Annotated in this window: 19 protein-coding genes, 1 tRNA gene, 2 pseudogenes and 1 other annotated feature; of the genes and pseudogenes, 12 read left to right on the plus strand and 10 right to left on the minus strand. The window is 57.3% G+C overall.

Going from position 1 to position 24,663, the window contains the following annotated elements; all coding sequences use genetic code 11:
- Positions 1–30 precede the first annotated feature (30 nt).
- The 5 genes from miaA to GDIA_RS08995 all read left to right on the plus strand — a co-directional run bounded on the left by miaA (position 31) and on the right by GDIA_RS08995 (position 6,137).
- Positions 31–1,029, plus strand: coding sequence for a tRNA (adenosine(37)-N6)-dimethylallyltransferase MiaA (gene miaA, locus GDIA_RS08975; RefSeq protein WP_012553971.1), 999 nt, complete (start codon positions 31–33; stop codon positions 1,027–1,029).
- 72 nt (positions 1,030–1,101) lie between these two features.
- Positions 1,102–2,928, plus strand: coding sequence for a biosynthetic-type acetolactate synthase large subunit (ilvB, locus tag GDIA_RS08980; protein ID WP_012553972.1), 1,827 nt, complete (start codon positions 1,102–1,104; stop codon positions 2,926–2,928).
- Positions 2,929–3,033: 105 nt separating this feature from the next.
- Positions 3,034–3,549 carry an acetolactate synthase small subunit gene (ilvN, locus tag GDIA_RS08985; protein WP_012222274.1) on the plus strand — a complete coding sequence of 172 codons (516 nt, stop codon included), beginning with the start codon at positions 3,034–3,036 and terminating at the stop codon, positions 3,547–3,549.
- Between the two features lie 42 nt (positions 3,550–3,591).
- Complete coding sequence (gene ilvC / locus GDIA_RS08990; RefSeq protein ID WP_012222275.1) at positions 3,592–4,611, plus strand: ketol-acid reductoisomerase; 1,020 nt, start codon at positions 3,592–3,594, stop codon at positions 4,609–4,611.
- A 182-nt stretch (positions 4,612–4,793) separates the two neighbouring features.
- Positions 4,794–6,137: an IS1182-like element ISGdi13 family transposase gene (locus GDIA_RS08995; RefSeq protein WP_012223140.1), complete on the plus strand. Its 1,344-nt coding sequence runs from the start codon at positions 4,794–4,796 to the stop codon at positions 6,135–6,137.
- A gap of 72 nt (positions 6,138–6,209) precedes the next feature.
- On the opposite strand, the gene GDIA_RS09000 is transcribed toward GDIA_RS08995, so the two are convergent.
- On the minus strand, positions 6,210–7,034 hold the full coding sequence (locus GDIA_RS09000; RefSeq protein ID WP_012553965.1) for an IS5-like element ISGdi2 family transposase: 825 nt from the start codon (positions 7,032–7,034) through the stop codon (positions 6,210–6,212).
- A 358-nt stretch (positions 7,035–7,392) separates the two neighbouring features.
- Between GDIA_RS09000 and GDIA_RS19665 the strand changes: the two genes are divergently transcribed.
- Positions 7,393–7,869, plus strand: a complete 477-nt coding sequence (locus GDIA_RS19665) for a hypothetical protein (RefSeq protein ID WP_012224953.1) — start codon at positions 7,393–7,395, stop codon at positions 7,867–7,869.
- A 40-nt stretch (positions 7,870–7,909) separates the two neighbouring features.
- Here GDIA_RS19665 and GDIA_RS18580 read toward each other — a convergent pair whose 3' ends face one another.
- On the minus strand, positions 7,910–11,404 hold the full coding sequence (locus GDIA_RS18580) for a DEAD/DEAH box helicase (RefSeq protein ID WP_012553973.1): 3,495 nt from the start codon (positions 11,402–11,404) through the stop codon (positions 7,910–7,912).
- Between the two features lie 345 nt (positions 11,405–11,749).
- Here GDIA_RS18580 and GDIA_RS09010 point away from each other — a divergent pair, with 345 nt between their 5' ends.
- Positions 11,750–13,195: a hypothetical protein gene (locus GDIA_RS09010; protein WP_012553974.1), complete on the plus strand. Its 1,446-nt coding sequence runs from the start codon at positions 11,750–11,752 to the stop codon at positions 13,193–13,195.
- Between the two features lie 336 nt (positions 13,196–13,531).
- The gene (locus tag GDIA_RS09015; RefSeq protein ID WP_012222260.1) at positions 13,532–14,368 is read left to right on the plus strand and encodes an IS5-like element ISGdi1 family transposase; all 837 of its coding nucleotides are present in this window, start codon (positions 13,532–13,534) and stop codon (positions 14,366–14,368) included.
- Here GDIA_RS09015 and GDIA_RS19175 read toward each other — a convergent pair.
- The 3 genes from GDIA_RS19175 to GDIA_RS19180 all read right to left on the minus strand — a co-directional run bounded on the left by GDIA_RS19175 (position 14,297) and on the right by GDIA_RS19180 (position 16,272).
- Complete coding sequence (locus tag GDIA_RS19175; RefSeq protein ID WP_144880578.1) at positions 14,297–14,983, minus strand: hypothetical protein; 687 nt, start codon at positions 14,981–14,983, stop codon at positions 14,297–14,299. The two genes, GDIA_RS09015 and GDIA_RS19175, sit on opposite strands and share 72 nt — an antisense overlap.
- Before the next feature lie 14 nt (positions 14,984–14,997).
- On the minus strand, positions 14,998–15,765 hold the full coding sequence (locus GDIA_RS09020) for a hypothetical protein (RefSeq protein ID WP_012553975.1): 768 nt from the start codon (positions 15,763–15,765) through the stop codon (positions 14,998–15,000).
- A gap of 123 nt (positions 15,766–15,888) precedes the next feature.
- Positions 15,889–16,272, minus strand: coding sequence for a hypothetical protein (locus tag GDIA_RS19180; protein WP_012553976.1), 384 nt, complete (start codon positions 16,270–16,272; stop codon positions 15,889–15,891).
- 420 nt (positions 16,273–16,692) lie between these two features.
- Between GDIA_RS19180 and mobF the strand changes: the two genes are divergently transcribed.
- The 3 genes from mobF (at position 16,693) to istB (ending at position 20,060) form a co-directional block, all read left to right on the plus strand.
- A complete protein-coding gene (gene mobF, locus GDIA_RS18585; RefSeq protein ID WP_012553977.1) occupies positions 16,693–17,661 on the plus strand; it encodes a MobF family relaxase in 969 nt (322 codons plus the stop codon).
- Between the two features lie 106 nt (positions 17,662–17,767).
- A complete protein-coding gene (gene istA / locus GDIA_RS09025; protein WP_012226833.1) occupies positions 17,768–19,291 on the plus strand; it encodes an IS21-like element ISGdi17 family transposase in 1,524 nt (507 codons plus the stop codon).
- Positions 19,281–20,060, plus strand: coding sequence for an IS21-like element ISGdi17 family helper ATPase IstB (istB, locus tag GDIA_RS09030; RefSeq protein ID WP_012224987.1), 780 nt, complete (start codon positions 19,281–19,283; stop codon positions 20,058–20,060). The genes istA and istB overlap by 11 nt, the downstream gene beginning before the upstream one ends.
- Positions 20,061–20,138: 78 nt before the next feature.
- Here istB and GDIA_RS19185 read toward each other — a convergent pair.
- Positions 20,139–20,318 (minus strand): annotated as a pseudogene (locus tag GDIA_RS19185) (DDE-type integrase/transposase/recombinase); the annotation flags it as partial.
- Positions 20,319–20,361: 43 nt separating this feature from the next.
- Between GDIA_RS19185 and GDIA_RS09035 the strand changes: the two are divergent.
- Positions 20,362–21,186 (plus strand): IS5-like element ISGdi2 family transposase, encoded by an 825-nt coding sequence (locus GDIA_RS09035; RefSeq protein WP_012553978.1) that lies wholly within the window; start codon positions 20,362–20,364, stop codon positions 21,184–21,186.
- Between the two features lie 9 nt (positions 21,187–21,195).
- On the opposite strand, the pseudogene GDIA_RS19670 reads toward GDIA_RS09035, so the two are convergent.
- The 4 genes and pseudogenes from GDIA_RS19670 to GDIA_RS09055 all read right to left on the minus strand — a co-directional run.
- Positions 21,196–21,821: pseudogene (locus GDIA_RS19670) on the minus strand (IS3 family transposase); the annotation flags it as partial.
- Positions 21,427–21,543: a sequence feature (AL1L pseudoknot), on the minus strand. Its footprint overlaps the pseudogene before it by 117 nt.
- On the minus strand, positions 21,790–22,212 hold the full coding sequence (locus GDIA_RS18595) for an exonuclease domain-containing protein (RefSeq protein ID WP_169307524.1): 423 nt from the start codon (positions 22,210–22,212) through the stop codon (positions 21,790–21,792). The pseudogene GDIA_RS19670 and the gene GDIA_RS18595, both read right to left, overlap by 32 nt.
- Before the next feature lie 693 nt (positions 22,213–22,905).
- A complete protein-coding gene (locus GDIA_RS09050; protein WP_012224988.1) occupies positions 22,906–24,501 on the minus strand; it encodes a tyrosine-type recombinase/integrase in 1,596 nt (531 codons plus the stop codon).
- A 63-nt stretch (positions 24,502–24,564) separates the two neighbouring features.
- Positions 24,565–24,650: transfer RNA gene (locus tag GDIA_RS09055), tRNA-Leu, on the minus strand.
- Between the last annotated feature and the right edge of the window lie 13 nt (positions 24,651–24,663).

Consider the following 24,663-nt stretch of genomic DNA (forward strand, 5'->3'; position numbering starts at 1 on the left):
GGCGCACAGGCGTGTGGCAGGGATGACCGCATGACGCAAGCGGCGGATGCACGGGACCGGCCCGTGCTGGTGATCGCGGGGCCGACCTGCTCGGGCAAATCGGCCCTGGCCATGGCGGTGGCGCGGGCGGTGGACGGCACGATCGTCAACGCGGATTCGATGCAGGTCTATCGCGACCTGCGCATCCTGACCGCCCGCCCCACCCCGGCGGACGAGGCCGAATGCCCGCACAGGCTGTACGGCGTCCTGCCCGCGACGGAAACCGGCAGCGTGGCGTGGTGGCGTGGCCGCGCCGTGGCGGAAATCGAAGCCGCCTGGGCGGCGGGCCGCACCCCGATCCTGTGCGGGGGCACCGGCATGTATCTGCGCGCCCTGACCGACGGGCTGACCGACATTCCCGACCCCGGGCCCGAGGCAAGGGCCGAGGCCCGCCGGCTGGTCGATGCCGAAGGGCCCGCCGCCCTGCATGACCGCCTGGCCGCCGTCGATCCCGAAAGCGCCGCCGCGCTGCACCCCGCCGACAGCCAGCGCGTCGCCCGCGCGTGGGAGGTCTGGTCGGGCACCGGGCACGGCATGGCCCATTGGCGCCGCACGGCCACCCTGCCGCCTCTGGCCTGCCGGCGGGTCGCGGTCCGCCTGGACCCGCCGCGCGATACCCTGCGCGCGGCCATCGCCGTGCGCTTCGCCGCCATGGTCCAGGGCGGGGCACTGGACGAGGTCCGGGCCCTGCTGGCCCAGGGTCTGCCGCCCGCCCTGCCGGCCATGCGCGCCCATGGCGTGCCGGAACTGGCCGCCCACCTGCGCGGCGACCTGACGCTGGACGAGGCCACGCACCGCGCCGTGCTGGCGACGGGGCGCTACACGCGGCGGCAATCGACGTGGTTTGCCCATCACGACCTGGCCGTACCCGCCGACAGTCTGGTGATCGGCACCCGTATGGGTGGGGATGCGCAACAAATGGAAAGAAATTATGCGGATGCCGTTTCTTTTATTCTAATGCGCATTGACGTGGGCCGACAGTTTCCCTAAACCCAGCCGACATTCCGTCCGGGCGGGGCCTGTCGGGCCCAATCGGAACCACCGGACGGAGGAGCAGGGATCATGAACGCGACACCGAACCTGAACGATCTGAAGCCGACCGCGCGCGCCCAGGCGGGGGACGTCGTCCTCTCCGGGGCCGAGGTCCTGCTTCGCGTTCTCGCCGATCAGGGGGTCGAGGTCGTCTTCGGCTATCCGGGCGGCGCGGTGCTGCCGATCTATGACGCGCTGTTCCGGCAGAACGCCATCCGCCACGTGCTGGTCCGGCACGAGCAGGCGGCTGTTCACGCCGCCGAGGCCTATGCCCGCTCGACCGGCAAGGTCGGCGTGGTGCTGGTCACCAGCGGCCCCGGCGCCACCAACGCGGTGACCGGCCTGGTCGACGCGCTGATGGACTCGATCCCGGTCGTCTGCTTCTCGGGGCAGGTCGGCGTGCCGCTGATCGGCACCGATGCGTTCCAAGAGGCCGACACGACGGGCATCACCCGTCCGGCGACCAAGCATAATTACCTGGTCCGGCGCCCGGGCGACCTGGCCCGCGTGGTGCATGAAGCCTTCCACATCGCGCGCAGCGGCCGCCCCGGCCCGGTGCTGGTGGACCTGCCGAAGAACCTGACGGTGGGCCCCGCGCCCTATCAGCCGGCCTCGCGCGCGCCGCATCCGTCCTATCGTCCGCGCACGGAACCGGACCGCGAGGCCGTGTTCCGCGCGGTGGCGGCGATGAAGGGGGCGAAGCGGCCGCTGTTCTATACCGGCGGCGGCATCATCAATTCCGGCCCCGGCGCCGGGGAATCGCTGGGCCGTCTGGTGCGCATGACCGGCTTTCCCTGCACCTCCACCCTGATGGGCCTGGGCGCATTTCCCACTACGGACCGCCAGTTCCTGGGCATGCTGGGCATGCACGGCACGTACGAGGCCAACCTGGCCACCCATGGGTGCGACGTGCTGATCGCGCTGGGCGCGCGGTTCGACGACCGCGTCACCGGGCGGCTGGATGCGTTCTCGCCGGACTCGTTCAAGATCCATGCGGATATCGACCCGTCGCAGATCAACAAGATCGTGCAGGTCGATGTGCCGATCCTGGGCGATGCCGGCCGCGTCATCGACATGATGATCGAGGAATGGGAGCGCCAGAACGGAGCACCGGACAAGGCGGCGCTGGCCCAGTGGTGGCAGCAGATCGACGCCTGGCGCGGCATCCGCAGCCTGCATTTCACGCAGGACATGACGCCGTCGGCCATCATCCGCCCCCAGCATGCGGTGCGGCGGCTGTATGAACTGGCCATGGAAACCGGCCGCGACACCTATGTCTCGACCGAGGTCGGGCAGCACCAGATGTGGGCCGCCCAGCATTTCCAGTTCGACCGGCCGAACCGCTGGCTGACCTCGGGCGGGCTGGGCACGATGGGCTATGGCCTGCCGGCGGCGGTGGGGGCGCAGATCGCCCATCCCGACGCGCTGGTGATCGACATCGCGGGCGAGGCCTCGACCCTGATGAACATCCAGGAACTGGGGACCATCGCCCAGTATCGCCTGCCGGTGAAGCTGTTCATCCTGAACAACCAGTATATGGGCATGGTCCGCCAGTGGCAGGAACTGCTGCATGGTTCGCGCTATTCCGAAAGCTACAGCGCGGCGCTGCCCGATTTCGTCCGCCTGGCCGAAAGCTTCCATGCCAGGGGTATGCGCGCGACCTGCGTGGGTGAACTGGACGACGTGATCCGCGCCATGCTGGCCGAACCCGGTGCGGTGGTGGCCGATATCTGCGTGGCGCAGGACGAAAACGTCTATCCGATGATTCCCTCCGGCGCGGCCCACAACCAGATGCTGCTCGGCCCCGAACAGGATGGCGAGGTCACGGTCAGTGCCGAAGGACGCATGCTGGTCTGACCACGGCACCCTCGTCCCCCGGCCGGGCGGACCCCGGCCGCGTCTTTCATCGTTCACCGGCACGGGGCACGTTCCCCGCCGGTCCCTTTCAGGAATGAATCCATCATGACCACGCAGGAGGAGACGACGATCTCCGCGGTCATTTCCATTCTGGTCGAAAACGAAAGCGGCGTGCTGGCGCGCGTGATCGGCCTGTTCTCGGGTCGCGGCTACAATATCGAAAGCCTGACCGTGGCCCCGGTCGAGGAATCGCGCCACCAGTCGCGCATCAATATCGTGACCTCCGGCACCCGCCAGGTGATCGAGCAGATCAAGGCGCAGGTCGGGCGGCTGGTGCCGGTCTACCGCGTGGCGGACCTGACGACGCTGGGCCCGCACGTCGCGCGCGAGATGGCGCTGGTCAAGGTCGTCTCGTCCGGCGAGGCCCGGACCGAGGCCCTGCGCATCGCCGAGGCCTTCCGCGCCCGTGCCGTCGATACGACGGCCACATCCTTCGTCTTCGAGCTGACCGGCGCGACCGAGAAGCTCGATTCGTTCATCGACCTGATGCGTCCGCTCGGCCTGGCCGAGGTCTCCCGCACCGGAGTGGCCGCGATCATCCGGGGCCCCCGGACGATCTGACCACGGGTCTTTCCTTCCATCTGTCTCAACAGGAGTCTTCCCATGCGCGTGTATTACGATCGCGACGCCGACGTGAACCTGATCAAGTCCAAGAAGGTCGCGATCATCGGCTACGGCAGCCAGGGCCACGCCCATGCCAACAACCTGAAGGACAGCGGCGTCACCGACATGGTGATCGGCCTGCGTCCGGGTTCGTCCGCGGTGGCCAAGGCCGAGGCCGCGGGCTTCAAGGTGATGGGCCCGTCCGAGGCCGCCGCCTGGGCCGACGTCGTCATGGTCCTGACCCCGGACGAGGGCCAGGGCGCGCTGTACAAGGAGCATCTGGAGGCCAACCTGAAGCAGGGCGCCGCCCTGGCCTTCGCGCACGGCCTGTCGATCCATTTCCGCATCATCGAGGCCCGTCCCGACCTGGACGTGTTCCTGATCGCGCCCAAGGGCCCGGGCCACACCGTGCGCTCCGAATACCAGCGTGGCGGCGGCGTGCCCTCGCTGGTCGCGGTGGCGCAGAACGCGTCGGGCAATGCGCTGGAAATCGCGCTGTCCTATGCCTCGGCCAACGGCGGCGGCCGCGCCGGCATCATCGAGACGAGCTTCAAGGAAGAGGTCGAAACCGACCTGTTCGGCGAACAGGCGGTGCTGTGCGGCGGCCTGGTCGAACTGATCCGCGCCGGGTTCGAAACGCTGGTCGAGGCCGGCTACGCCCCCGAGATGGCGTATTTCGAGTGCCTGCACGAAACCAAGCTGATCGTCGACCTGATCTACGAGGGCGGCATCGCGAACATGAACTACTCGATCTCGAACACCGCCGAATACGGTGAATACGCCACCGGCCCGCGCATCGTGACGCCGGAAACCAAGGCCGAGATGAAGCGCGTCCTGACCGATATCCAGGACGGCACGTTCGTGCGCAATTTCATCCTGGAAAACCAGTCGGGCAATGTCGGCTTCAAGGCGATCCGCGCGCGCAACAACGCGCATCAGATCGAACAGGTCGGCGAGAAGCTGCGCGGCATGATGCCGTGGATCGGCAAGAACAAGCTGGTGGACAAGACGCGGAATTAAAGTTCTTTTTTGAAAAAAAGAACCAAAAAACTTTGATTCGTCTGGGAAACATGTGCCGTGTGCATACGAGGACCTAAAACGAATCAAAGTCTTTTTGCTTCTTTTTCTTCAGAAAAAGAAGGCCCTTAGCAGGCTGTCGGGTTGGGGTACCTGGCTCTGGCGATCTGCGGTAAGCTTTCAGGATGAGCAGCTTCATTCCGTTTGATCGATCGCAGCCGTATCTTCTGCCGCCGGATCTGAAGTCATGGCTGCCGTCGGACGATGTGGCGCATTTCATCGTGGCGGCGGTAGAGCGGGTGCCGTTGAGGGCATTTTCCGTTCCTGTGCGGACTGGCGGCAAGGCGCAGTATCATCCGCGCCTGATGCTGGCGCTGCTGATTTACGCCTATGCGAACGGCGTGTTCTCATCGCGTCGGATCGAACGGGCGACATATCGTGATATCGGTATGCGCTTTGTGGCGGCGAACCTGCATCCTGACCATGACACGATCGCGACGTTCCGGCGCGGCAACCGCACGGCGATCGAGGCAGCGTTCATGCATGTACTCCTGCTGGCACGCGAGACGGGACTGGTGCGGCTTGGCACGGTGTCGATCGACGGCACGAAGATCGATGCCAATGCCTCGAAATACCGTTCCATTCGTTATGATCGCGCGAAAGAGCTGCGCGAGAAACTGGCCACCGATATCTCCACCCTGATGGAACGGGCAGAGGCAGCGGATACAACCGATGTGGATCATCAGGCGTTGCCGGAGGAACTGGCCCGGCGGGAGGCTCTGAAGGCAAAGCTGGATGAAGCCTGTGCGCGACTGGAGGCGGAAGCCCGCGAGCAGGCCAAGACCGCCCGACCAGAATATGAGCGCAAGAAGGCAGCTTTTGATGCGAAGCGGGGACGGCGCGGTCGGCCGCCGAAAGAACCGGACGATGAACCGCCACCAGACCGGCAGATCAACCTGACCGATCCGGACAGCAAGCTGATGCGCCGCTCCGACGCGCATGAATACCGGCAAGCCTACAATGCCCAGGCCGTGGTTTGTGCCGAGGGCAGCCAGTTGATCTTGGAAAATGGCGTCGTTGCGACGACGGCGGACGCGCCCAGCTTCGCCGCCACCATCCTGGGTATGGAGGAGAGGATCGGCCTGCCACGAACCGTCCTCGCCGACACGGGTTTCGCCAGCGGCAAAGCCGTCGAAACGTTGCAGGCCAGCGGCGTGGACCCGCTGGTCGCCATCGGACGCCCTGTGAATCGGCGCCCTTATGACTTCCGGCCAGAACCGCCACCCAGGGAGCCGCGCCGGATCACCGAGCCCTGGCGCCTGGAAATGAAGGCCAGGCTGCAACAGAACCCGGCAAAAGCCCTTTACGCCTTACGCAAGCAGACCGTCGAACCGGTCTTCGGTATCATCAAGAGCGCCATGGGCTTCACCCGTTTCCATCTCCGTGGCCTCCCCAACGTCGCAACAGAATGGACGCTCGTCGCCCTCGCATATAATTGCCGTAGGATCACGCGACTGACGGCCGCATAAACGCCGTCGTCGCCATCACTCATCACTACGGCAGCGCCCAATCCGACAGCCTGTTAGAGCCTGTTTGGAAAGTCATGGATGAGCGTTTCTTCGGGTGAGATTGGCGCCCATGGCGACGAAGATCATGGCCTGTGAGACATCGATGCGACGCTCGTAATCGCGCAGGAGGCGTCGCCATCGGGTCATCCATCCGAAGGTTCGCTCCACGACCCAGCGCCGGGGGAGAACCTCAAAGCCTTTCGCTCCGTCCCTGCGACGGATCACCTCGACGACGAAGTCCAGGTAGGCAGCCTTGTCCATCAACTGGAGCCGGTCATAGGCACCGTCCGCGAATAGATGCTTGACCCACGGCCAGCGCTTGCGGATCGCGTCCAGGATCATCTGCGCTCCGGCGCTGTCGGAGATGTCCGCCGGCGTCAGGTTGACCATCAGCAGGCGTCCGTCCGTATCCACGGCGATATGCCGCTTGCGCCCGACAATCTTCTTTCCAGCGTCGTAACCTCTTGTTTTCGCGTGCGGCGCCTTGATGCTCTGGCTGTCGATCACTCCGGCCGAAGGGCTGGCTTCACGGCCCGAGCGCTCCCGGTCAAGCATCAGTTCCACATCATGAATGGTCTGGAACAGGAACCGCCGGGCCAATTCCCTGAACCAACCATAGACCGTACGCCAATGCCCGAAATGGATCGGCAGCATTCGCCAGCCGCAGCCGGATCGAACCAGGTAACGAACCGCGTTGATCACCTCGCGGAATTCGATCTCGCGCGGACGCCCCGTGCGTCCCGGCTCGGGCATCAGTGGCGCGATGCGCGCCCATTCCTCCTCCGTCATATCAGACGGATAACGCTTCGTCTTGCGGGTAATCCTGGCCATGCGGCCTCTCTGCTCTGGCGTCCACATCCAGAGCTTGAATCACACTTCAGCGACTTTCCAAACAGGCTCTCAGACGCTATCATATTCAGCGTAAGGGTGACAGCATTTTCAAATTCGCATCATATATAATACCCAAATTTCATATTGAGTATTATATATGGTACGTTAAAAAAGATAAAAATAAACTGAGCGTGTCCTGTTTTTTGATTTTTACACGGCGCAGTAAATCGCGTTGGTTTCGACGGAAACCAACGCTCCTATGCTGGTTGCCATGTTCGTATTCAGGATGGGTGGGTAGAGCCTGTTTCATTCAATACTATTCAGGGTGTATCTTCGATATCGGATAAAATATTTTGAAATTCTACTTCTATCTGGACGAAACATTATGTGTAGCAAATCAACTCAGTTTCAATCCATGTCATGGACTGTTGATGAGACAGTGTATGAATTGAGGCACGAAGGAGAGAGGCTGGCTCTTTATGCTGGCAGGTCGCATCTTCTCGCTATGACTTTAGCTGAATGGAAAATTCTCTCCGGGGTTATTGGTGTTTTTGGCCAGGTTAAAGCAGCACAGGCGGATATAACGCACCACGTGCCATCAGGCGTAGCTCATCCCAGTGCTTCGGCGACCACGACGACCAAGCCGGCCAACATGGGTACTCGTTGGACAGAAGCCCATGATAAGGATTTGGCAGCTCTGTGGTTCAAAGGCTCAACCCTTGAGCAGACTGGCGCCGAAATAGGACGAACAGTGCCCAGCGTCGCTTCACGACTAGTGATTCTTGATATCGAACCAGATATTGAGAGCGTTTATGTTGAAAACCGTTCACGTAGAAATAAGAATACGGCCCCGGCTTCCTGAAAGCCGGGGCAGAAAAACACATTATAAACGCCAGACTGGTTTAACCTTCATTTTCCTTTTCACAGGCTATTTCGATCCTGCGCATAAATTCTTCAGGTGTGATGCGTGGCAGATCCTGTTCGGATGCCACGGAAAAATGAGGCAGACCACCCCAGATTACAGGGTCACCAATCATGAAAAATCGGTGCTTTGCTCTAGTTAATGCAACATTCAAAAGATTGGGCTTGCTGGCGGCCCATTGAGCAGCTCCCGCAGTTTCTCCGTCACATCCAAGCACCATAAGAACCGTGCTTTCTTCCTTCCCTTGAAAGGTGTGAACGGTACCAATTCTCTCTCGACACCACTTCGTCAGGGCAGTTTTAGGTAGATAGTCGCTGTTCCCCATTTCCCAATTGTCAAGATTGCCGAGGGTTTCGATAAGAGCGGCCTTGATACGACGGAAGGGTGAGATGATATAAAAATCTGGTAGACCACCGGTAAGGTGTAGAACCTCTCTTACTGCTCTCAGCGTGAAGTGGATCTGCTCTGTCACGACCTGATGGTCTGATGCTGAACCACCAAGGGTGATCCATGAGCTCTGGCCAAGGTCGAAGCTATTTTCAGGAGGAAGCCGACTTTCAGGTTTATTGTATCCGTGAAAAACCATTTTTTCACTATAAGCGATCGTATTTGCAATAGAGAACATCGGGTCAGCACATCGTCTATGAACACGCAAAGGGCAACCGACCCACTGCTCTGTGCCATTGTTTTCTATATAGGCGCCGGTTGCATTGATGCGATCAGCCAGCACCTGTACGGATGTGTGGGATGGTGAAAAAACAGGAACTTCAGGATCTGAAGAACCAAGGCCACTATGTTGCGCAAGCAGACTGACCAGTCTGGGAGGGACGGTAAATACAGGTTCGATCTGCATCGGGTCGCCAACCACAACGGCGTGTTTTGCTCTCCAGAGAGCGCCAACAGCAGCCTGCGGGATAGCCTGCCCCGCTTCATCGACAAAAAGCCATCCTAGAGAGCTTTCGCCAAGATCCCTGAACTGGGTTGCAATCGATGCAAATGTACTGGAAATGACAGGCACAACCATAAAGAGGCTTTGCCATATAGGAAGAGCATCTTCCTTCGGGTTGTTGAGTCTTCCTCCTCCAAGCAGCTTGGTAATGGCCACGAGATTGCCGCCAAATCCACCATTATTTTGTGTTACCTCATAGAGCCATTCTTCGTGCAAGGTCATGGCTGCAGCAAAAAGCTCGGAGCGAAGTCTGTTCAGATTTGCGTCGTACCACAAACCGTCAGTTTGCCAGTTATCCTGCTCAAGGTCTACTTCATCTGAAGGGAAACGAATAGAAGGGAATAGTGCTCGGAGTTTGCAAATTTCGTCTTGTTTTTCTCTCCATGAGATCTGTCCTGCAGCCAGGTTATCACGGGTTGTCGTTACAGAAGACTTGGTGGTTGCGAGTTTTGATTTTGCTTCTTCCAGACTGTTTCGGAGGTCATAAATTTTTTTGAGCTCTCCTTCTTTTAGGTTGCGAATATCCGAAAGTGCTTTGTCACACTTTTTCTTCTCCTCCTTCTTTAAGAGTTTTTCAAAAAATCCTCGTGGAGAGGTGGCTATAATTAACTCTTCTCTTTGTGAAAGAGTATTGAGTTGGGATTCAGCTTGATTAAGTTTGTATTCTATGGAACTGAATTCCATCAAGGCATTTTCATATGTCAGAGTGGCCATATCAAATGCCTGTTGCAAGGAAAGACAGAAGTCTTTTTCAGATAGATTACTTTCGGAAGTATGGAGTTTTTTATAATTTTCCAGATTGGCAATGCGTTCAGCTACTGCTTTATCTGCTTTGATAAAGGCTTTCTTTGCTGATTCAAACGATATGCTCTTGTGTCTTTTCCGCCAGTTCCATATGGATTGCTGAAGATCCGGATCGTAATTCGGTAGGAGTTTGCGTTCCTGGGATTTGCCAGAGGGGGTGCCGTCAAATTGCAGTCCCGACTGAAAGTGGCGCCTGTTCTGGGACCGACCCAGTGCTGCGGCAAATAGCCCCCACGGCACATTATCAGGTTTCAGCTTTTCATATTTTCCGTTGGATCGACGTGAAGCAATATTATGTGCTACCTGCTGAAGATAACTGACGGAAGTATCGTTATCCTGTGCTCTCCAGAATTCTCCTATAGCTGATGCTTTTGGGATATCTTTAGAAAGATTTTCGACCGCTGCATTGTTGGAAGATACAACAACCATCTCGTAACCGGTTAGATCGTCATTGAGAAGATTAAGAGAGCTTGTTTCCTGTCCATTATCAAATTCGATTTTTATTTTTCTAAGAAAAGCATCCTTGGCTTGAGCAAGACGCGATAAAACTCTTGCCCGTCTTGTCATCAGTTCCGAAAAAACATCGCGCAACAGGGTTGTCTTGCCTGTTCCGGGGGGGCCGTTGATGGAAAAAATATCCCCATCATGCAGGGTGCCAAGCAGTGTATTGAGTGCAAACTGCTGCATCAGACTCATGGCATGCAAGGGGTCTGATGGCCAGTGTGCTGAGGGAAGTCTGGAAGGTTCAAGCCCTTCCATGATTTTCTGTAATCCCTCAGGGGTATAGAGATCTACCCGCTTTTGTATGTCCGGTTTTGAGAGATAGGTGCTGACCAGTCCAGCCTTTGATCCTTGTCTGACGGACCTGATGACCCGGGCGATATCCCGTGCATAGAAACTGTTCAGAATGTCGATATCAGCATCTGACTGAGGGTGGATATCAACTTCCTCCTCATCCGTTTCATCACTGTTCTCGAGAACTGTTTTGGCGGAACTCTCTTTGTTCCCAACCTGTGCCTGTTTTCGTGGTTTGGCTGCTTTTGCTTTGATGACGAGCACAGGTCCCTTGGAGAAAGCCTGGCTAACAGGGCCTGGCCATTCTTTAGACCAGGTAACAAAAATTTCAAGGATCCTGAGTAGATCTGAGCCCCTGAGAGGGTTGGGCTGACCACTTTCACTATCGGAAGGCGTGTCATGGTTAAATTCCAGAAGAGACTGTTTTAGCCAGCGCACATCGTCTTCAAAATTATCAATATCCAGTTTGTCCAGACTCAGATTTTCACGACAGCTCCCAAGCGCCCATGAGACTGTCGAGATAGCCACTGAGCTAAAAGTAGGCTCTCCATTGTTATTCACGCCGATCCGGGCCATACAGGTCGGACCTTCAAGCTTTCTGAGTTCGTCTTCTTCGATGGCTTCGAGATCTTCCGATGCACCAAGAACTTTCTGAACACGATCGGCTATCGCGGATTTATCGAAGACACCGATATAGATGTCGAAGCCAACGATTTCCTTTTCAGGAGGTGGTGAAAAATTCCATATAGAGGTGTTGTTCGGGGATAACTCCGATAGCTCAAGACTTTTGATTGACCATTTGTCTTCTTTTTTAACGTCAAGGACGGCGCGTTGTAGGTCAAATGGAAGAAAGAATTCACATTTATGCCAGAAATCGAGAATATCTTCGATGTCAGGATGGCTCTCTTTATCTGAAATCATAGTCATAAAAAATAATCCGCCGTTTAGAAACATTACACCTTTTTTAGAGGGGCTTCGGTAGCTGGACAAGGTTGGAAGCCGGTTTAAGAGGAATCCGTGAAGCGTAATTTATCTCACGATTATGTGATGTTGCGTCTGATCATATGCTACTGACTGGCTGCCGACCATTCTCGATTTAACGAAGTGCTTTTTTGACTTCTTCGGGCACCGTTATGTCTTAAGAACCGAGCCTGTCGCCTTGATATCCAACCAGAACAAAACATGAAATCACCAATTTCCTACGCTATGATCCTTCCACAAGGCCTTGGATATATCAGGTCGAGGTAATGGAACTCTCTCAGGAGGTGGATCATGGTCTCTTCTCGGAAGCGATGCGCGACATTTACGGAATTGGCAGCCCCGTGGACGGGACGCAAAACCGGTATCGATTACGACTTGCGTGAACGCCTTCAGAATATGGATGCCCGTCCTCTCCGCCTTATGAAAGAGGCAGGTCTTGCGATCTATACCAGAACCGAGGCGATGGATCGTGTGGGCGATGTGACCTTAGGGGTTGAGCACCTGCCCGGCATGCGCCTGCGCCGCACGTTGCTCATTCCTTCGCAGGCCTATGGCATCCGGCGGCAGTTAGCAGACGATCTTTTGTATTTTCATACGCTGACCTTCCCGAAAAAACGCTGTGTTTCAAACAGCCGGGATACCAGGAACTGTGCGGGAAAACTTGTTCCTGTCATCCCCCTATGTGTTGGAACATTTACCTCAAAAGAACATGTTGGCGTTTATGGTGATCTTAAAAAAGAGATGAAGCAACTGCGGACTCGTATCAGTCGAATGCTCTATTGGTATAACACCAGTTTTTATGCGCAGTTTGGCTTTCAAATTCATTTGCTCATGAATGACTTTGCTTTCGCGCACTGTTCCAAACGAGAGGTTAAGGTCAACGGGCATGTCAATTTCTTCTATACGCTCAGCAAGCGCATGCCCAAGGAGATTTGGGCAGGTTTTTGTCAGACCGTAAGAGAGAAATTTAAGCTCGGATTTTATATTGATGGTCCTGTTCGCTCCCATAGCGACACTATGGATTACATGGTCAAGCTGTATAAGGCAGAGCGAACAAAGAAGGACGAACTTCTTTTTTCCGATCTGTCCGATGAGGCGGCAATCTGGTTTCTCGAAGAACTGAACGGGATGCGCAATGTAACCCCGCGAGGGGACTTTGCCGCGTTTCGGAGAAAGCTGAAAGCAAGCGGTGAGAAGGTGGTCCGGAAGAAAGCCGTTCCAACGCCGAAAAACCCGACCCCTGGTCACAAACTGGTCAGAACCAGGAAACTGAGCTCGCGGATCCTGTCCGGCGCGGACAGTTCTCCTTTTCCAAAGGGAAGCGTAAGACCGGGAGCGAAAAAAGCGCCGGTGGAGAATATGATTGTGGCGCGGGAGCGCCCGTCACCGACTGCGGCTGGTATCTGGCAGCCCCATACGCTGGTCAGGAATTTCACGCTGACGCCTGTGACCGAACAGGGGAAGCGTAACCTTGGTCTTCTCCGACGGCATCACCTGCAGGCTCTTGGGTGGGCGCAGAAGAACGGGTGGTCTGGCCGCCCCTCGGGCGCTCTGGCGCGCCTTTTCGCCCCGCAGCATAATCCTGACGATGAGAGAGGGTTTATGTATGCTAACTCTCCCAGACTGGTGGCAGATTGTGCTGATGAGGGGGGCGTAGAGGATGCGTTCTGGCGGGAAATCATGGCGGCAGAGGTGGCTATGCGCGCCCAACAGGGAGGGATGGGGCATCGGATCTGAAATTCCCCCTGTTTCATCGCTATCATTTCAGCGTCTACACCATCTGATGACCCTCCAGAGGGGTATCAGCCTTTGGGAGGACGTCTGGCTTCGTCTTGAACACCTCAGGGAGGGTCTTGGACTCAGGAGCGCTTTGCCTTGCCAGAATGAGCGTGTGTAGGCCTCCTCTGGGCGGGGAAATAAAAAAGGGGAGGCATAAAGTGCTCCCCTCTGGGCTTTGGTTTATTGAGGCTCTCAATCGCGGTATTTTCTCCAGCCTCTTAGAGCCCGATCCGAAAGTTTTTGAACAATACCAGCCTGTTGTGATTCATCCGTCTTTGCGAAGAGATGGAGTGAATGGTGACATGGACTGGTATTGCCCGACGTGAACATAGCCGGGAAGGGTTGCGATATCCATCGGATATGACGGACGGGGAGTGGGCTTTGATCATGCCATTTGTACCCCCGGCGAAACGGGGCGGTCGCCCCCGCACTACGGATATGCGCGAGGTGGTCAACGCGATGCTCTACATAGCCTCGGCCGGGTGTGCGTGGCGCCTGCTGCCGAAATGCTTTCCGCCGGTCTCGACCGTCAGGCGCTATTTTTACGCCTGGCGTGGTGCCGGAGTGTTCGAAGTCATGAATACGGTGCTGGTCATGAGCCTGCGCGAGATCGAGGGGCGTGAAGCCTCTCCGAGCGCGGGCGTGATTGACAGCCAGTCGGTGAAAACCACGGAAAGTGGCGGGCTTTCGGGCTATGACGCGGGGAAGAAGGTCAAGGGCCGCAAGCGCCATATTGTGACGGATACCTGCGGCTTCCTGATCTTTCTCCTCGTTCATGCCGCCGACATCCAGGACCGTGATGGGGCTGTTGATGTCCTGGCAGCGATACGCAGGCGCTTTCCCTGGCTGCGCCACATCTTCGCTGATGGCGGCTATGCTGGCGACAAATTGCGATCCGCGCTCGCCTCCATGGGAAAATGGACCCTTGAAATCATCAGGCGGTCCGATACGGCGAAGGGCTTTCAGATCCTGCCGCGCCGCTGGGTGGTTGAACGGACATTCGCATGGCTGGGACGGTGCAGGCGGCTCGCCAAAGACTGGGAACAATCCATTGCTTCCTCAACCGCATGGACATTGATCGCCTCGATCCGAATGCTCACACGACGGACAGCAAGGCATTGTCACGGTTGAAGAACTTTCGGATCGGGCTCTTACATCTTCAAGGGGAGGAAGGACCAGAAGGGCTCTGAACAGGCGGCTTCCAATCGTCCAGCCTATGATGAGGCGAAGGGTCACAAAAAGCATTGTGCCTGCACCCAGAAGGGCCCAGGGACTGTAGGAGCAAAGTCCCTCTGAGAAATTGCCATCAGAGCCGACAGACCACCCCTCCCATGTTTTTGCCAGCCAGACGCCGAACAGGACAAGCACTGGGCCTATGATCCATTGTGTGATGGCGACGTTCTTCTCTTTCGCGCGTGTCTGCCGCTCCAGGGTCTGTTCGAGAGAGTCTGCGATGCTTCGTGTCAGGGTCTGGGCCAGTTCAGCCTGTCGGGCTGCAAGGCGGGCCTGAGCGGTTGCCTCTGCCTGTGACTGGGCGGTTTCAAATGCATTGAGCGCTCGGGTCGTCGCCTGTTCCAGATTGGCGGAAAGCGCGTTCAGGGTCGTTCTGGTGAATTCCGTCACCAGAAGGCGCACGACCTCAGGGTCATCGGGACTGAGGGCCATGGTTTCCAGAGCGGCCCAGACACGCTGTCGGTCTTCGGGAGCCATCTTCAGGGCTTTGGCAGTATCGTGAAAGATCGTCATGATATTCCCCTTTCTCATGCCAGACCGAGAAGGCCTGCCGCCGGGGCGAGGCCTTTGTGGAAATCCCGCACGAAGTGAGACACGGCACTCCGTTCTGTAATGGTCAGGTCCGGGTGTGTCAGGCATTGGGCATATCGCAGGTTCAGCGCATTGACCTTGGCACGGATGCCGGGCTGAAGGCCGGGCATGGTGATTTCAACACCCCCTTTAGAGATGAGAAGATCACGGGCTTTGCCGTAACGGCGCTGACCTGCGACTTCATGGCCATACCAGTATGGAAAGTCGTCGCGCAGATGTCGGCTTTCCCGGAGGTTGAGGACTGCGACATGGTCGACCAGATCTGTGCCGAAGGTTTCCAGGTGATGGCCGACGGATTGGGCACTCTCGATTTCATTGTCGAGCAGATGCACAAGGGTCAGTCGGACATGGTTCTCTGTCAGGGCAGTCAGAAACCCCTCGACGGTTTTGCCATCACCAGTGTCAATGATCCTCGAAATTTCAAACCGTGATCCACCCGGCAGATCATGCAGGACGATGGCCTTGTCGGTATCGATGGAGTTCAGAAGGGTGTCACGCTCTCCATCCTGTCTGAGGTCGTAAAACTGGACACCCACATCGTGGTAGACCCGTGCGAGGCCACCCACCTGACCATCGGCGTCAAAGAAGGAGGCCTGTATGCTCCGGGAGTGGTAGGTATCGACCAGAAGCCGGGCAAAGGTTGTTTTGCCAACCCCGCCCTTGCCAGAAACGATCATTACAAGGCGTTTGACGGGCTGTTTCATAATCCATCGTCCTCTTCACAGGGAAGGCCTCAGTGCCATTCCTGTGAAGAGTGTAGGGTCGCCTGATGAAAAACTCAGATCGTGACAGGGCTGAAGAGACGACACTGGGAGACCGGGACGACCTCATGCGTCCAGAAGTGGCGGTGGCTGGGAAGTAAAGCTACGCATCGACGGTGGCGGAGGAGGCGGTGTGGCGGAATCGACCTTGGGTGTGCGCGGTGGTTTGGGCTTTATGGTCCGTTTTTCCCGACCAATTTTCTTCATGTATGTGGAGAGTGTTCCGGGGCTGAGGGTGATACCCCGTGTTTTGAGCGTGGTGCAGATTTCCATATCTGACCAGCCATCGGCCTTCATACTGAGAAGGGTTGGATAAATCTGTGTGATGACACCAAAGGCCGTGGCCGGTTTTCTGGCGGCACGCTCCTTGCGTTCATTTTCCAGATCGGCAATCAGATCTTCAATCGTGCCGGGCATCGTGACCGAAGAAATCTTGTCTTTACGGGGCATGATCGTCCCTCCTGTTATACGACAGAGTGTCAGGACCATGTCAGGTCATGATACGCAGAGTGTATCCTCTCAGCAGATCGTCCTCACATCGTCAGAGATACGGCATGGTTTCATCCGTCTCTTTGTAGAATGAGGTCTTTCCCCTGTTCCCTTTAGAAATTGGCAACACACCACGCATCTTCGATGCTTCCGGGGAGTGGTAAGGCATATTTTCTGGCAGGAAAACGCCGTTTGTATCCCGGAATCCATTGTGAAGAATTGTCGGCTATTCCAGATATCTTTCAGGATGATTCCTATCGTTATGGGGAATTTGTCCGGGTTCTCCGACAGTTCACCGGATGAGGCCTGACCGGAACAGAGGATCCCGTTCAGACGGGGCTATCCTGATCAGACAGTTCAGTCAGGTCAGGATACAAAAGCATGTTTACTTGCACGCCTTTGTCGGATGTCGAATATTATATTGAGTCTATCGATGAGGGGCTCGCGGCGCAAACTGCTTTGACGGGAGAGCGGGAACGTCCCGCACGAGGACATCGCAAGCGGGGGGATTGGTCAGGGCGGGATCGGGCTGCCTATTATGTGGACAATGGCACAGGTGAAAAACCCGGCATCTGGTGGACGAATGTCCTGAAGGCTCCGGTACAGCCTCTTCCGTTTGTCTGTCAGAGTGCCGAGGTCAGTCCATCTGATTTCAGGGCGTTGGCGAGGGGATGCGATCCGCTGACGGGTCAGGCTCTGGTTCAGAGCAAAGGGCAACGTCGTGTTGGGTATGATCTGCAATTTGCAGCCCCCAAATCGGTATCGGTTTTGTGGGCCATGGGAACAGACATTCAGCGTGCCAGAATTGAATCGGCCCAGGCGAAAGCCGTTTTTGCGGCACTTGATTACGCCCTCAGAACAGGTCTGATCGTCACCCGTCGAGGTCACAATGGCGGTCAAAGAGAAACGCCCGCTGAGTTAATGGCCGGCACATTTCTGCACACCACCAGTCGTGCGGGGGATCCCCAGATCCATACGCATGCCGTGTTGATGAATGTGTGTCGCCGTAAGGATGGCTCAACTGGCACAGTGGATAATCGGGAACTTCTTTTACATCAACAGGAAATGGGTGCCGTCTATCGTCTGGCATTGAGTGAGGCGCTGGAACGAGACATTGGTCTGACAACACTCAAGGATGGTCGGAATTTCCGGGTGGCCGGTGTGGCGCCCAGTGTGGAAGAGCGCTTCTCAAAAAGGCGGGCGGCCATTGAACAGGAAGCGCGTAAAAGGGGGATACAGACAGCCCACCATAGGGAAGCGGCCGAACATATTTCCAGGAATACGCGCGCAGCCAAGTCAGACCTCCCGTCACGGGCCGTTTTGCGGGCACGGTGGGAACAGGAGTGTTGATTTCCAGCGAGAACTGACCCTGTAGGGGCGGAAATTTTCATTGAGAATTGACCCGTGTCTGACACTTCCCCGGAGCAACTGTCCGGGGGTTAAAGGAGTGATCAGCATGGAATTGTTGAGTGTGATCCGGCGGTGGCATTACCGGGATCATGTACCGATCCGCGAGATTGAGCGTCGGACGCGATTGTCGCGCAACACGATCCGCAAGTATCTCCGGGCGGAGACGGTTGAGCCGCAGTTCAAGGTTGCCGAGCGTCCGAGCCGGCTGGACCCGTTTGCGGAGAAACTGGCGACCTGGCTTGCTCTGGAGACGTCAAAGTCGCGCAAGCAGCGCCGCACGGGGCGGCGCCTGCATGTGGATCTTGTAGCGCTGGGTTATGACGGATCGTATGGACGGGTTGCGGCCTTTATCCGGAACTGGAAGGCGGAACAGCAAAGGGCGCGGCAGACGACGGGACGCGGCGTGTTCGTTCCGTTGCGCTTTCAACCCGGAGAGGCCTTCCAGTTCGACTGGGGAGAGGACTGGGCGGTGATCGGGGGGCGGCGCGTCAAGCTGCAGGTCGCCCACACCAAGCTGTCCTACAGCCGGGCCTTCATTCTGCGGGCGTATCCGCTCCAGACTCACGAGATGCTGTTCGACGCGCTGACGGAAGCCTTTCGCGTTTTGGGCGGGGTGCCGCGTCGAGGTATTTTTGACAATATGAAAACCGCCGTGGACCGGGTTGGGCCCGGCAAGGTCCGCCAGGTCAATCTGCGTTTTTCGGCCCTGGTGAGCCATTATCTGTTCGAGGCGGAGTTCTGCAATCCGGCAGCGGGTTGGGAGAAAGGTCAAATCGAGAAGACCGTCCAGGACGCCCGGCGGCAGATCTGGCAGGAGATGCCGCATTTTCCTGATCTGGCCTCCCTGAACGTCTGGCTCGAGGCGCGTTGCCGGGAACGTTGGACTATCTTGAGGCATGTCGAATTGCCCGGCAGCCTCGCCGAGGCCCATGCGGCGGAAGTGCCTCACCTGATGGTTCCAGGGCGCCCGTTCGACGGGTTCGTCGAACATACCAAACGGGTTTCGCCGACTTGCCTCGTGCAGTTCGAAAGCAACCGCTACAGTGTGCCCGCCTCTTTTGCCAATCGGCCGGTCAGCCTGCGCGTCTATCCCGACCGGTTGGTGATCGCGGCCGAGGGGCGGATCCTATGCGAACATCCCCGGATCGTCGAGCGGTCCCACGGCGTGCCCGGTCGCACGATCTATGACTGGCGGCATTACTTGGCGGTGCTCCAGCGCAAACCCGGGGCCTTGCGCAATGGCGCGCCCTTCTCTGAATTGCCCGAGGCGTTCCGGACGCTGCAGACGCACCTCCTCCGGCGCACGGGCGGCGACCGGGAAATGGTCGAGATCCTCGCCCTGGTGCTGCAGCATGATGAGCAGGCCGTGCTTTGCGCGGTTGAACTCGCGCTCGAGGAGGGAGTAGCCACCAAGACACACGTCCTCAATACGTTGCATCGTCTGACGGACGCCAAGAAAACAGGAGCACCCAGGCTCGACGCGCCGCAGGCATTGGTGCTCGAACGCGAGCCTCAGGCCGATACCGGACGGTATGACGCCCTGCGCGGGGAGGCCCGTCATGCGTCATGATCCCGCGGCCGGTGCCCTCGTCGTCATGCTGCGCGGCCTGCGGATGTATGGCATGGCCCAGGCCACGGCCGAACTGACCGAACAGGGTGCGCCGGCATTCGAGGCCGCCATCCCCGTCCTCTCCCAGCTTTTGAAGGCGGAACTCGCCGAGCGAGAGGTGCGCTCCATCGCCTATCAAACCAAGACTGCCAGGTTCCCGGCCTACAAAGATTTGGCAGGGTTCGATTTCTCGGCCGCCGAGGTCAACGAGGCCATGGTCCGTCAACTCCATGCCGGGGATTTCATCGACCGTGCCGACAACGTCGTCCTCATTGGTGGACCAGGAACCGGCAAGACCCATCTGGCCACCGCACTTGCCGTGCAGGCGATCGAACATCACCGCAAGAAGATACGGTTCTGGTCCACGGTCGACCTCGTCAACGCCCTCGAACAGGAAAAAACCGCCAATCGCGCAGGACAGATCGCGGAACGTCTCCTGCGCCTCGATCTCGTGATCCTGGACGAACTTGGCTATTTGCCGTTCAGCGCATCAGGCGGTGCCCTGCTGTTCCATCTCCTCAGCCGTCTCTACGAGCGCACCAGCGTCATCATCACCACCAATCTGAGCTTCAGCGAATGGGGCGAAGTCTTCGGTGATCCCAAAATGACGACAGCCCTGCTCGATCGCCTTACCCACCACTGTCATATCCTCGAAACCGGAAATGACAGCTACCGGTTCCGCGCAAGCTCCGCCGCCCCCAGGAACCGGAAGGAAAAGGCAACCGCTTGACCAGCCCATAAAACATAGCAGAGATAACCAAAGGCCGGGTCAGTTCTCGATGAAAACCCAGGGTCAAATCTCAGCAGAAATTAACACCCGTGCAAAGGCGTCAATGATGAAGGCCACATAAACAAAGCCCTGCCAGGTGGAAACATACGTGAAATCCGAAACCCACAGTCTGTTGGGGGCTGGTGCATGAAACTGTCGCTGCACCAGATCCTGTGGACAGGGCCGCGCCGGATCGGGCCGTGTGGTTCTGACACCCTTAGAGCCTGTTTGGAAAGTCGCTGAAGTGTGATTCAAGCTCTGGATGTGGACGCCAGAGCAGAGAGGCCGCATGGCCAGGATTACCCGCAAGACGAAGCGTTATCCGTCTGATATGACGGAGGAGGAATGGGCGCGCATCGCGCCACTGATGCCCGAGCCGGGACGCACGGGGCGTCCGCGCGAGATCGAATTCCGCGAGGTGATCAACGCGGTTCGTTACCTGGTTCGATCCGGCTGCGGCTGGCGAATGCTGCCGATCCATTTCGGGCATTGGCGTACGGTCTATGGTTGGTTCAGGGAATTGGCCCGGCGGTTCCTGTTCCAGACCATTCATGATGTGGAACTGATGCTTGACCGGGAGCGCTCGGGCCGTGAAGCCAGCCCTTCGGCCGGAGTGATCGACAGCCAGAGCATCAAGGCGCCGCACGCGAAAACAAGAGGTTACGACGCTGGAAAGAAGATTGTCGGGCGCAAGCGGCATATCGCCGTGGATACGGACGGACGCCTGCTGATGGTCAACCTGACGCCGGCGGACATCTCCGACAGCGCCGGAGCGCAGATGATCCTGGACGCGATCCGCAAGCGCTGGCCGTGGGTCAAGCATCTATTCGCGGACGGTGCCTATGACCGGCTCCAGTTGATGGACAAGGCTGCCTACCTGGACTTCGTCGTCGAGGTGATCCGTCGCAGGGACGGAGCGAAAGGCTTTGAGGTTCTCCCCCGGCGCTGGGGCGTGGAGCGAACCTTCGGATGGATGACCCGATGGCGACGCCTCGTGCGCGATTACGAGCGTCGCATCGATGTCTCACAGGCCATGATCTTCGTCGCCATGGGCGCCAATCTCACCCGAAGAAACGCTCATCCATGACTTTCCAAACAGGCTCTTACCACGAATGACGCCTTTCAGTCCCATCCGGCGCATCAGCCGCTCTACCGTGCAGCGGGCGACATCCAGACCATCACGTCTGAGCTGATGCCAGACCTTGCGCACTCCGTAGACGCAGAAATTATCGTTCCAGACCCTGCGGATTTCATGACATAGCTCTTTGTCTTTCTGGCTGCGCACACAGGGATTTTTCTGTCTCGCCCGATAACCATAATAGGCAGATGGTGCAATCGACAGAACCCTGCAGATTGACCCGACACCATATGTCTGCCGATGCTCCTCAATGAAGCGTGTCATGGCCTGAACCGGCGGTCGAGTTCCGCCTGGGCAAAATATGCCGACGCCTTGCGCAGGATTTCATTGGCCTGCCGCAATTCGCGGTTCTCTCGTTCCAGTTGCCTGATCTTCTCCCGATCAGGCAGGTCACTTACCGCAGGCGCATTGGCACGTTCATGCAGACGGGTCCATTTTGACAGCGTGTCAGGATGAATATCCAGCTTTGGCGCTATCATCATCACCGCGGACCAGCGTGATGGATGGTTCTTCTCTTCCTCCAGAACCATACGGGCTGCACGGTCACGAAATTCAGGCGGAAAACGCTTCGATTTGTTGCTCATGAATCCTTCTTACCTCTCGGGTCGTTCTGTCTCCACAAAACCCGGGGCAATTCATTATGGTTTTACCTGCAACCATCTCCTGTGTGATGCCGGTGAGGGCGGTAATCTCTGGAGGAATGGGTTGAGACGGCTCTCTCAGACGACTGAAGACCGGTAAGGTGCCGAGGATGCGTCCGTCCAGAGTATAGACGAAGGGCACCATCCCGAATTCAATGATCTCATCACGGATGGGGTCGAGGCCGGTGGTTTCCAGATCTAGAAAGATGCCTACGCGGGTCTGATCGCGGGGTATCTGTGTCTCAAGCGGAAGGGGTGCGATACGGCGTAAAACCCGGTAAGCGCCAGTGGCTTGAAGAGTGCGCGCCTGATCTTCCAGAGAGGTGTGTTGCACAGAAGCGCTCCCTTAAAGCCTGGTGTGATAAACAGGAGGCGATCCGTTACAGGCTTTGACAGCATTAGAAGGAGAAAGTCTCATGCGAAAAGCCGGTTTTATGTTTATGACAGTCCTTGGCCTTTTAGGACCGGTTTGTGGCTTTGCCCAGTCACCGGGAGACTGGCTCCCCCAGTCGGGTATGAAATCACCCTATAGTCCTCTGGCTGTTCCTACGACACTGAAACCACTTCCTGTGTCTTTGACCGAGTTATTGAACAAGGGCTTCTCGGTGACCAGCACAACGGAGTATGCGGGGGCGGGCATTCTTCTGACATTGGTTGGCCGGAAGCAGACTGTGTTGTGTGTGTTAACAGCGCTTACCCCACAGACAGACCAGAATGTACCGACCTCACGGTGCTGGGCCTTGAACTAATTCACTGATTTTACACCATAAACTCTCTGTAAAGAACTGCCCGGACGGGCAATGTCGTGTCTGTTTGCAGGACGTGTGAGGACTGTCTCAGGCGACCAATGGTCGTTGTGACGCGACCATTGGTCGCATTCGGAAGGTGGCTGTGCGGCAATTGGTCTCGCTCGGGGAGGGCTGGCCGTGCGACCATCGGTCGCTGTGATGCGACCATTGGTCGCATGGTGCCGATCCCTTTTGTTCCTCATTCAGGGTCATGAAACCGAGTCAGGCATCTTAGGAATTCACCAGTTTGCGATGTCGTCGGGATAGGTAATGGCCTCCACAACCCGCTGGAGGTTCTGCAGATCAATAGCTGACGTGTATTGGGTTGTGCCCTGACTTTTGTGGGTGGCTTCATGACCCAGCAGATCATCAATCCAGAGTTCCCGGATGTGACTGTCCTGGTTTCTGAGCACTGTCGAAACCAGATGGCGGAAGGAGTGAAAGGTGACGTCCGCTGGCAGGTTCAGACGCCGTTTATGTTTGGAAAAGACCATTTCGAAGTTTGCGCCTCGGACCCCGGAAGCGGAGATGGGCAGTTCGCTGAAGAGATAGGGGCCGGAATTTCTGAATTCCTCAATGATCCCTTTTTCCAGCAGTTTGCTGTGGATGGGAATGATACGGGTGCCGGCTGATGTCTTGGGAGACCATTCCCGGGTTTTGCCGTCGATCTCGACTGTATGGGGCCGGATATGGAAACAGGGAATGCCGTTCAGGGTTTCGATATCCTGATTTCTCAGATTGCAGATCTCACCCAGACGCATGCCGGTATAGAGGGCTATGCGCACAATGCCCCGATAGGTGCGTTCGGGGAAAACCCGGCCCAGCCATTTCGAGTTCAGGAGTGTTCTCAGTTCCTCTTCCAACCAGGCCCGGCGGTTGGTTTTCTGCGTCAGATCGAAAGACCAGTTGGCCCATGGATTTTTGGGGGCGTGGTCACGCCGGACCAGTTCACTCCAGATCGCGGACATGCGCGAGAAATGGTTTTTGACGGTTTTGCCCGATACGGTTTCTCCCTCGCTTTTTTGGGCCTCTCGGACCGCGTCCCGAAGGGGAAGAGTGGTCTTGCCTTTGCCATGTGTTGCCGGGAGGCCTGACAGTAGGTCGTAAAATTCTCCCACGACTTCCCCGGTTACCTGATGAACTGGCATATCGCCGAAGGCTTCGGTGAAGAGGGCTACGGTCTTGCCCGTTCCCTTGATGGTCCCGGCACTTTTGGAGGAAACCGAGAAGACAAATTTCTCAGCCGCCGCCGACAGTTTCATGCTGCGTGGCTGTTTGGGGGAAGGTGTTTGTTCTTCCGGGTTCTCTGAACCTCTATGCAGGCTGGTCTGGATCAGGGTGCTGAGGGTGGTGATCTGGTTCTGCAGTCCCTGTTTTTCAGCGACGTTCCAGACATCCCGTCTGTCGAGCGTGTGCTTCAGTTGCCCCAGTGCCTGAAGAAGGCTGTCCATGTGGGGCTGGACCTTGTTGAGGAAGGTCGACTGTCGTGAGACCAGATCGGCTTTTTCAATGAGATGCTGGGCCCGTTCGGCTTCCAGCACTTTTCTGGCACTCTCCTCCTGAGCCTTCAGAGCGATTTCGTAGTTTTCAATCAATTCGCTGTAGAGGACCAGAAGGTCCTCTCTGGAGGGGTTTTGCATCTTGCCTGCTCTGAAAAGCTGTCCCGTCCTGGCATACAGGGCGGCTGCACGTTCACGGGCGACCAGTTTATCAGAGGTATGGAGGACGAGGGAAATCTCGGTCTTGCCCAGCAGGGGGCGGAGCATTGCCGGGACGATACGGCGGAAGTGATAACGGGGCTGTCCTGTGCGTCGGGACGGGATGGCGCGGAGCATGAAGTTTTCCCATTATGGGAAAATTTCCTCTCGGACAAAATGCCTCTGTTTTTCAACAGTTTATGGTGCGAACTGCGGGACTCGAACCCGCACGCCCTTGCGGGCGCAAGATTTTAAGTCTCGTGCGTCTACCATTCCGCCAAGCTCGCCCGGCCCGTCATC

The sequence above is a fragment of the Gluconacetobacter diazotrophicus PA1 5 genome (genome assembly GCF_000021325.1).
Classification (GTDB): Bacteria; Pseudomonadota; Alphaproteobacteria; order Acetobacterales; family Acetobacteraceae; genus Gluconacetobacter; species Gluconacetobacter diazotrophicus.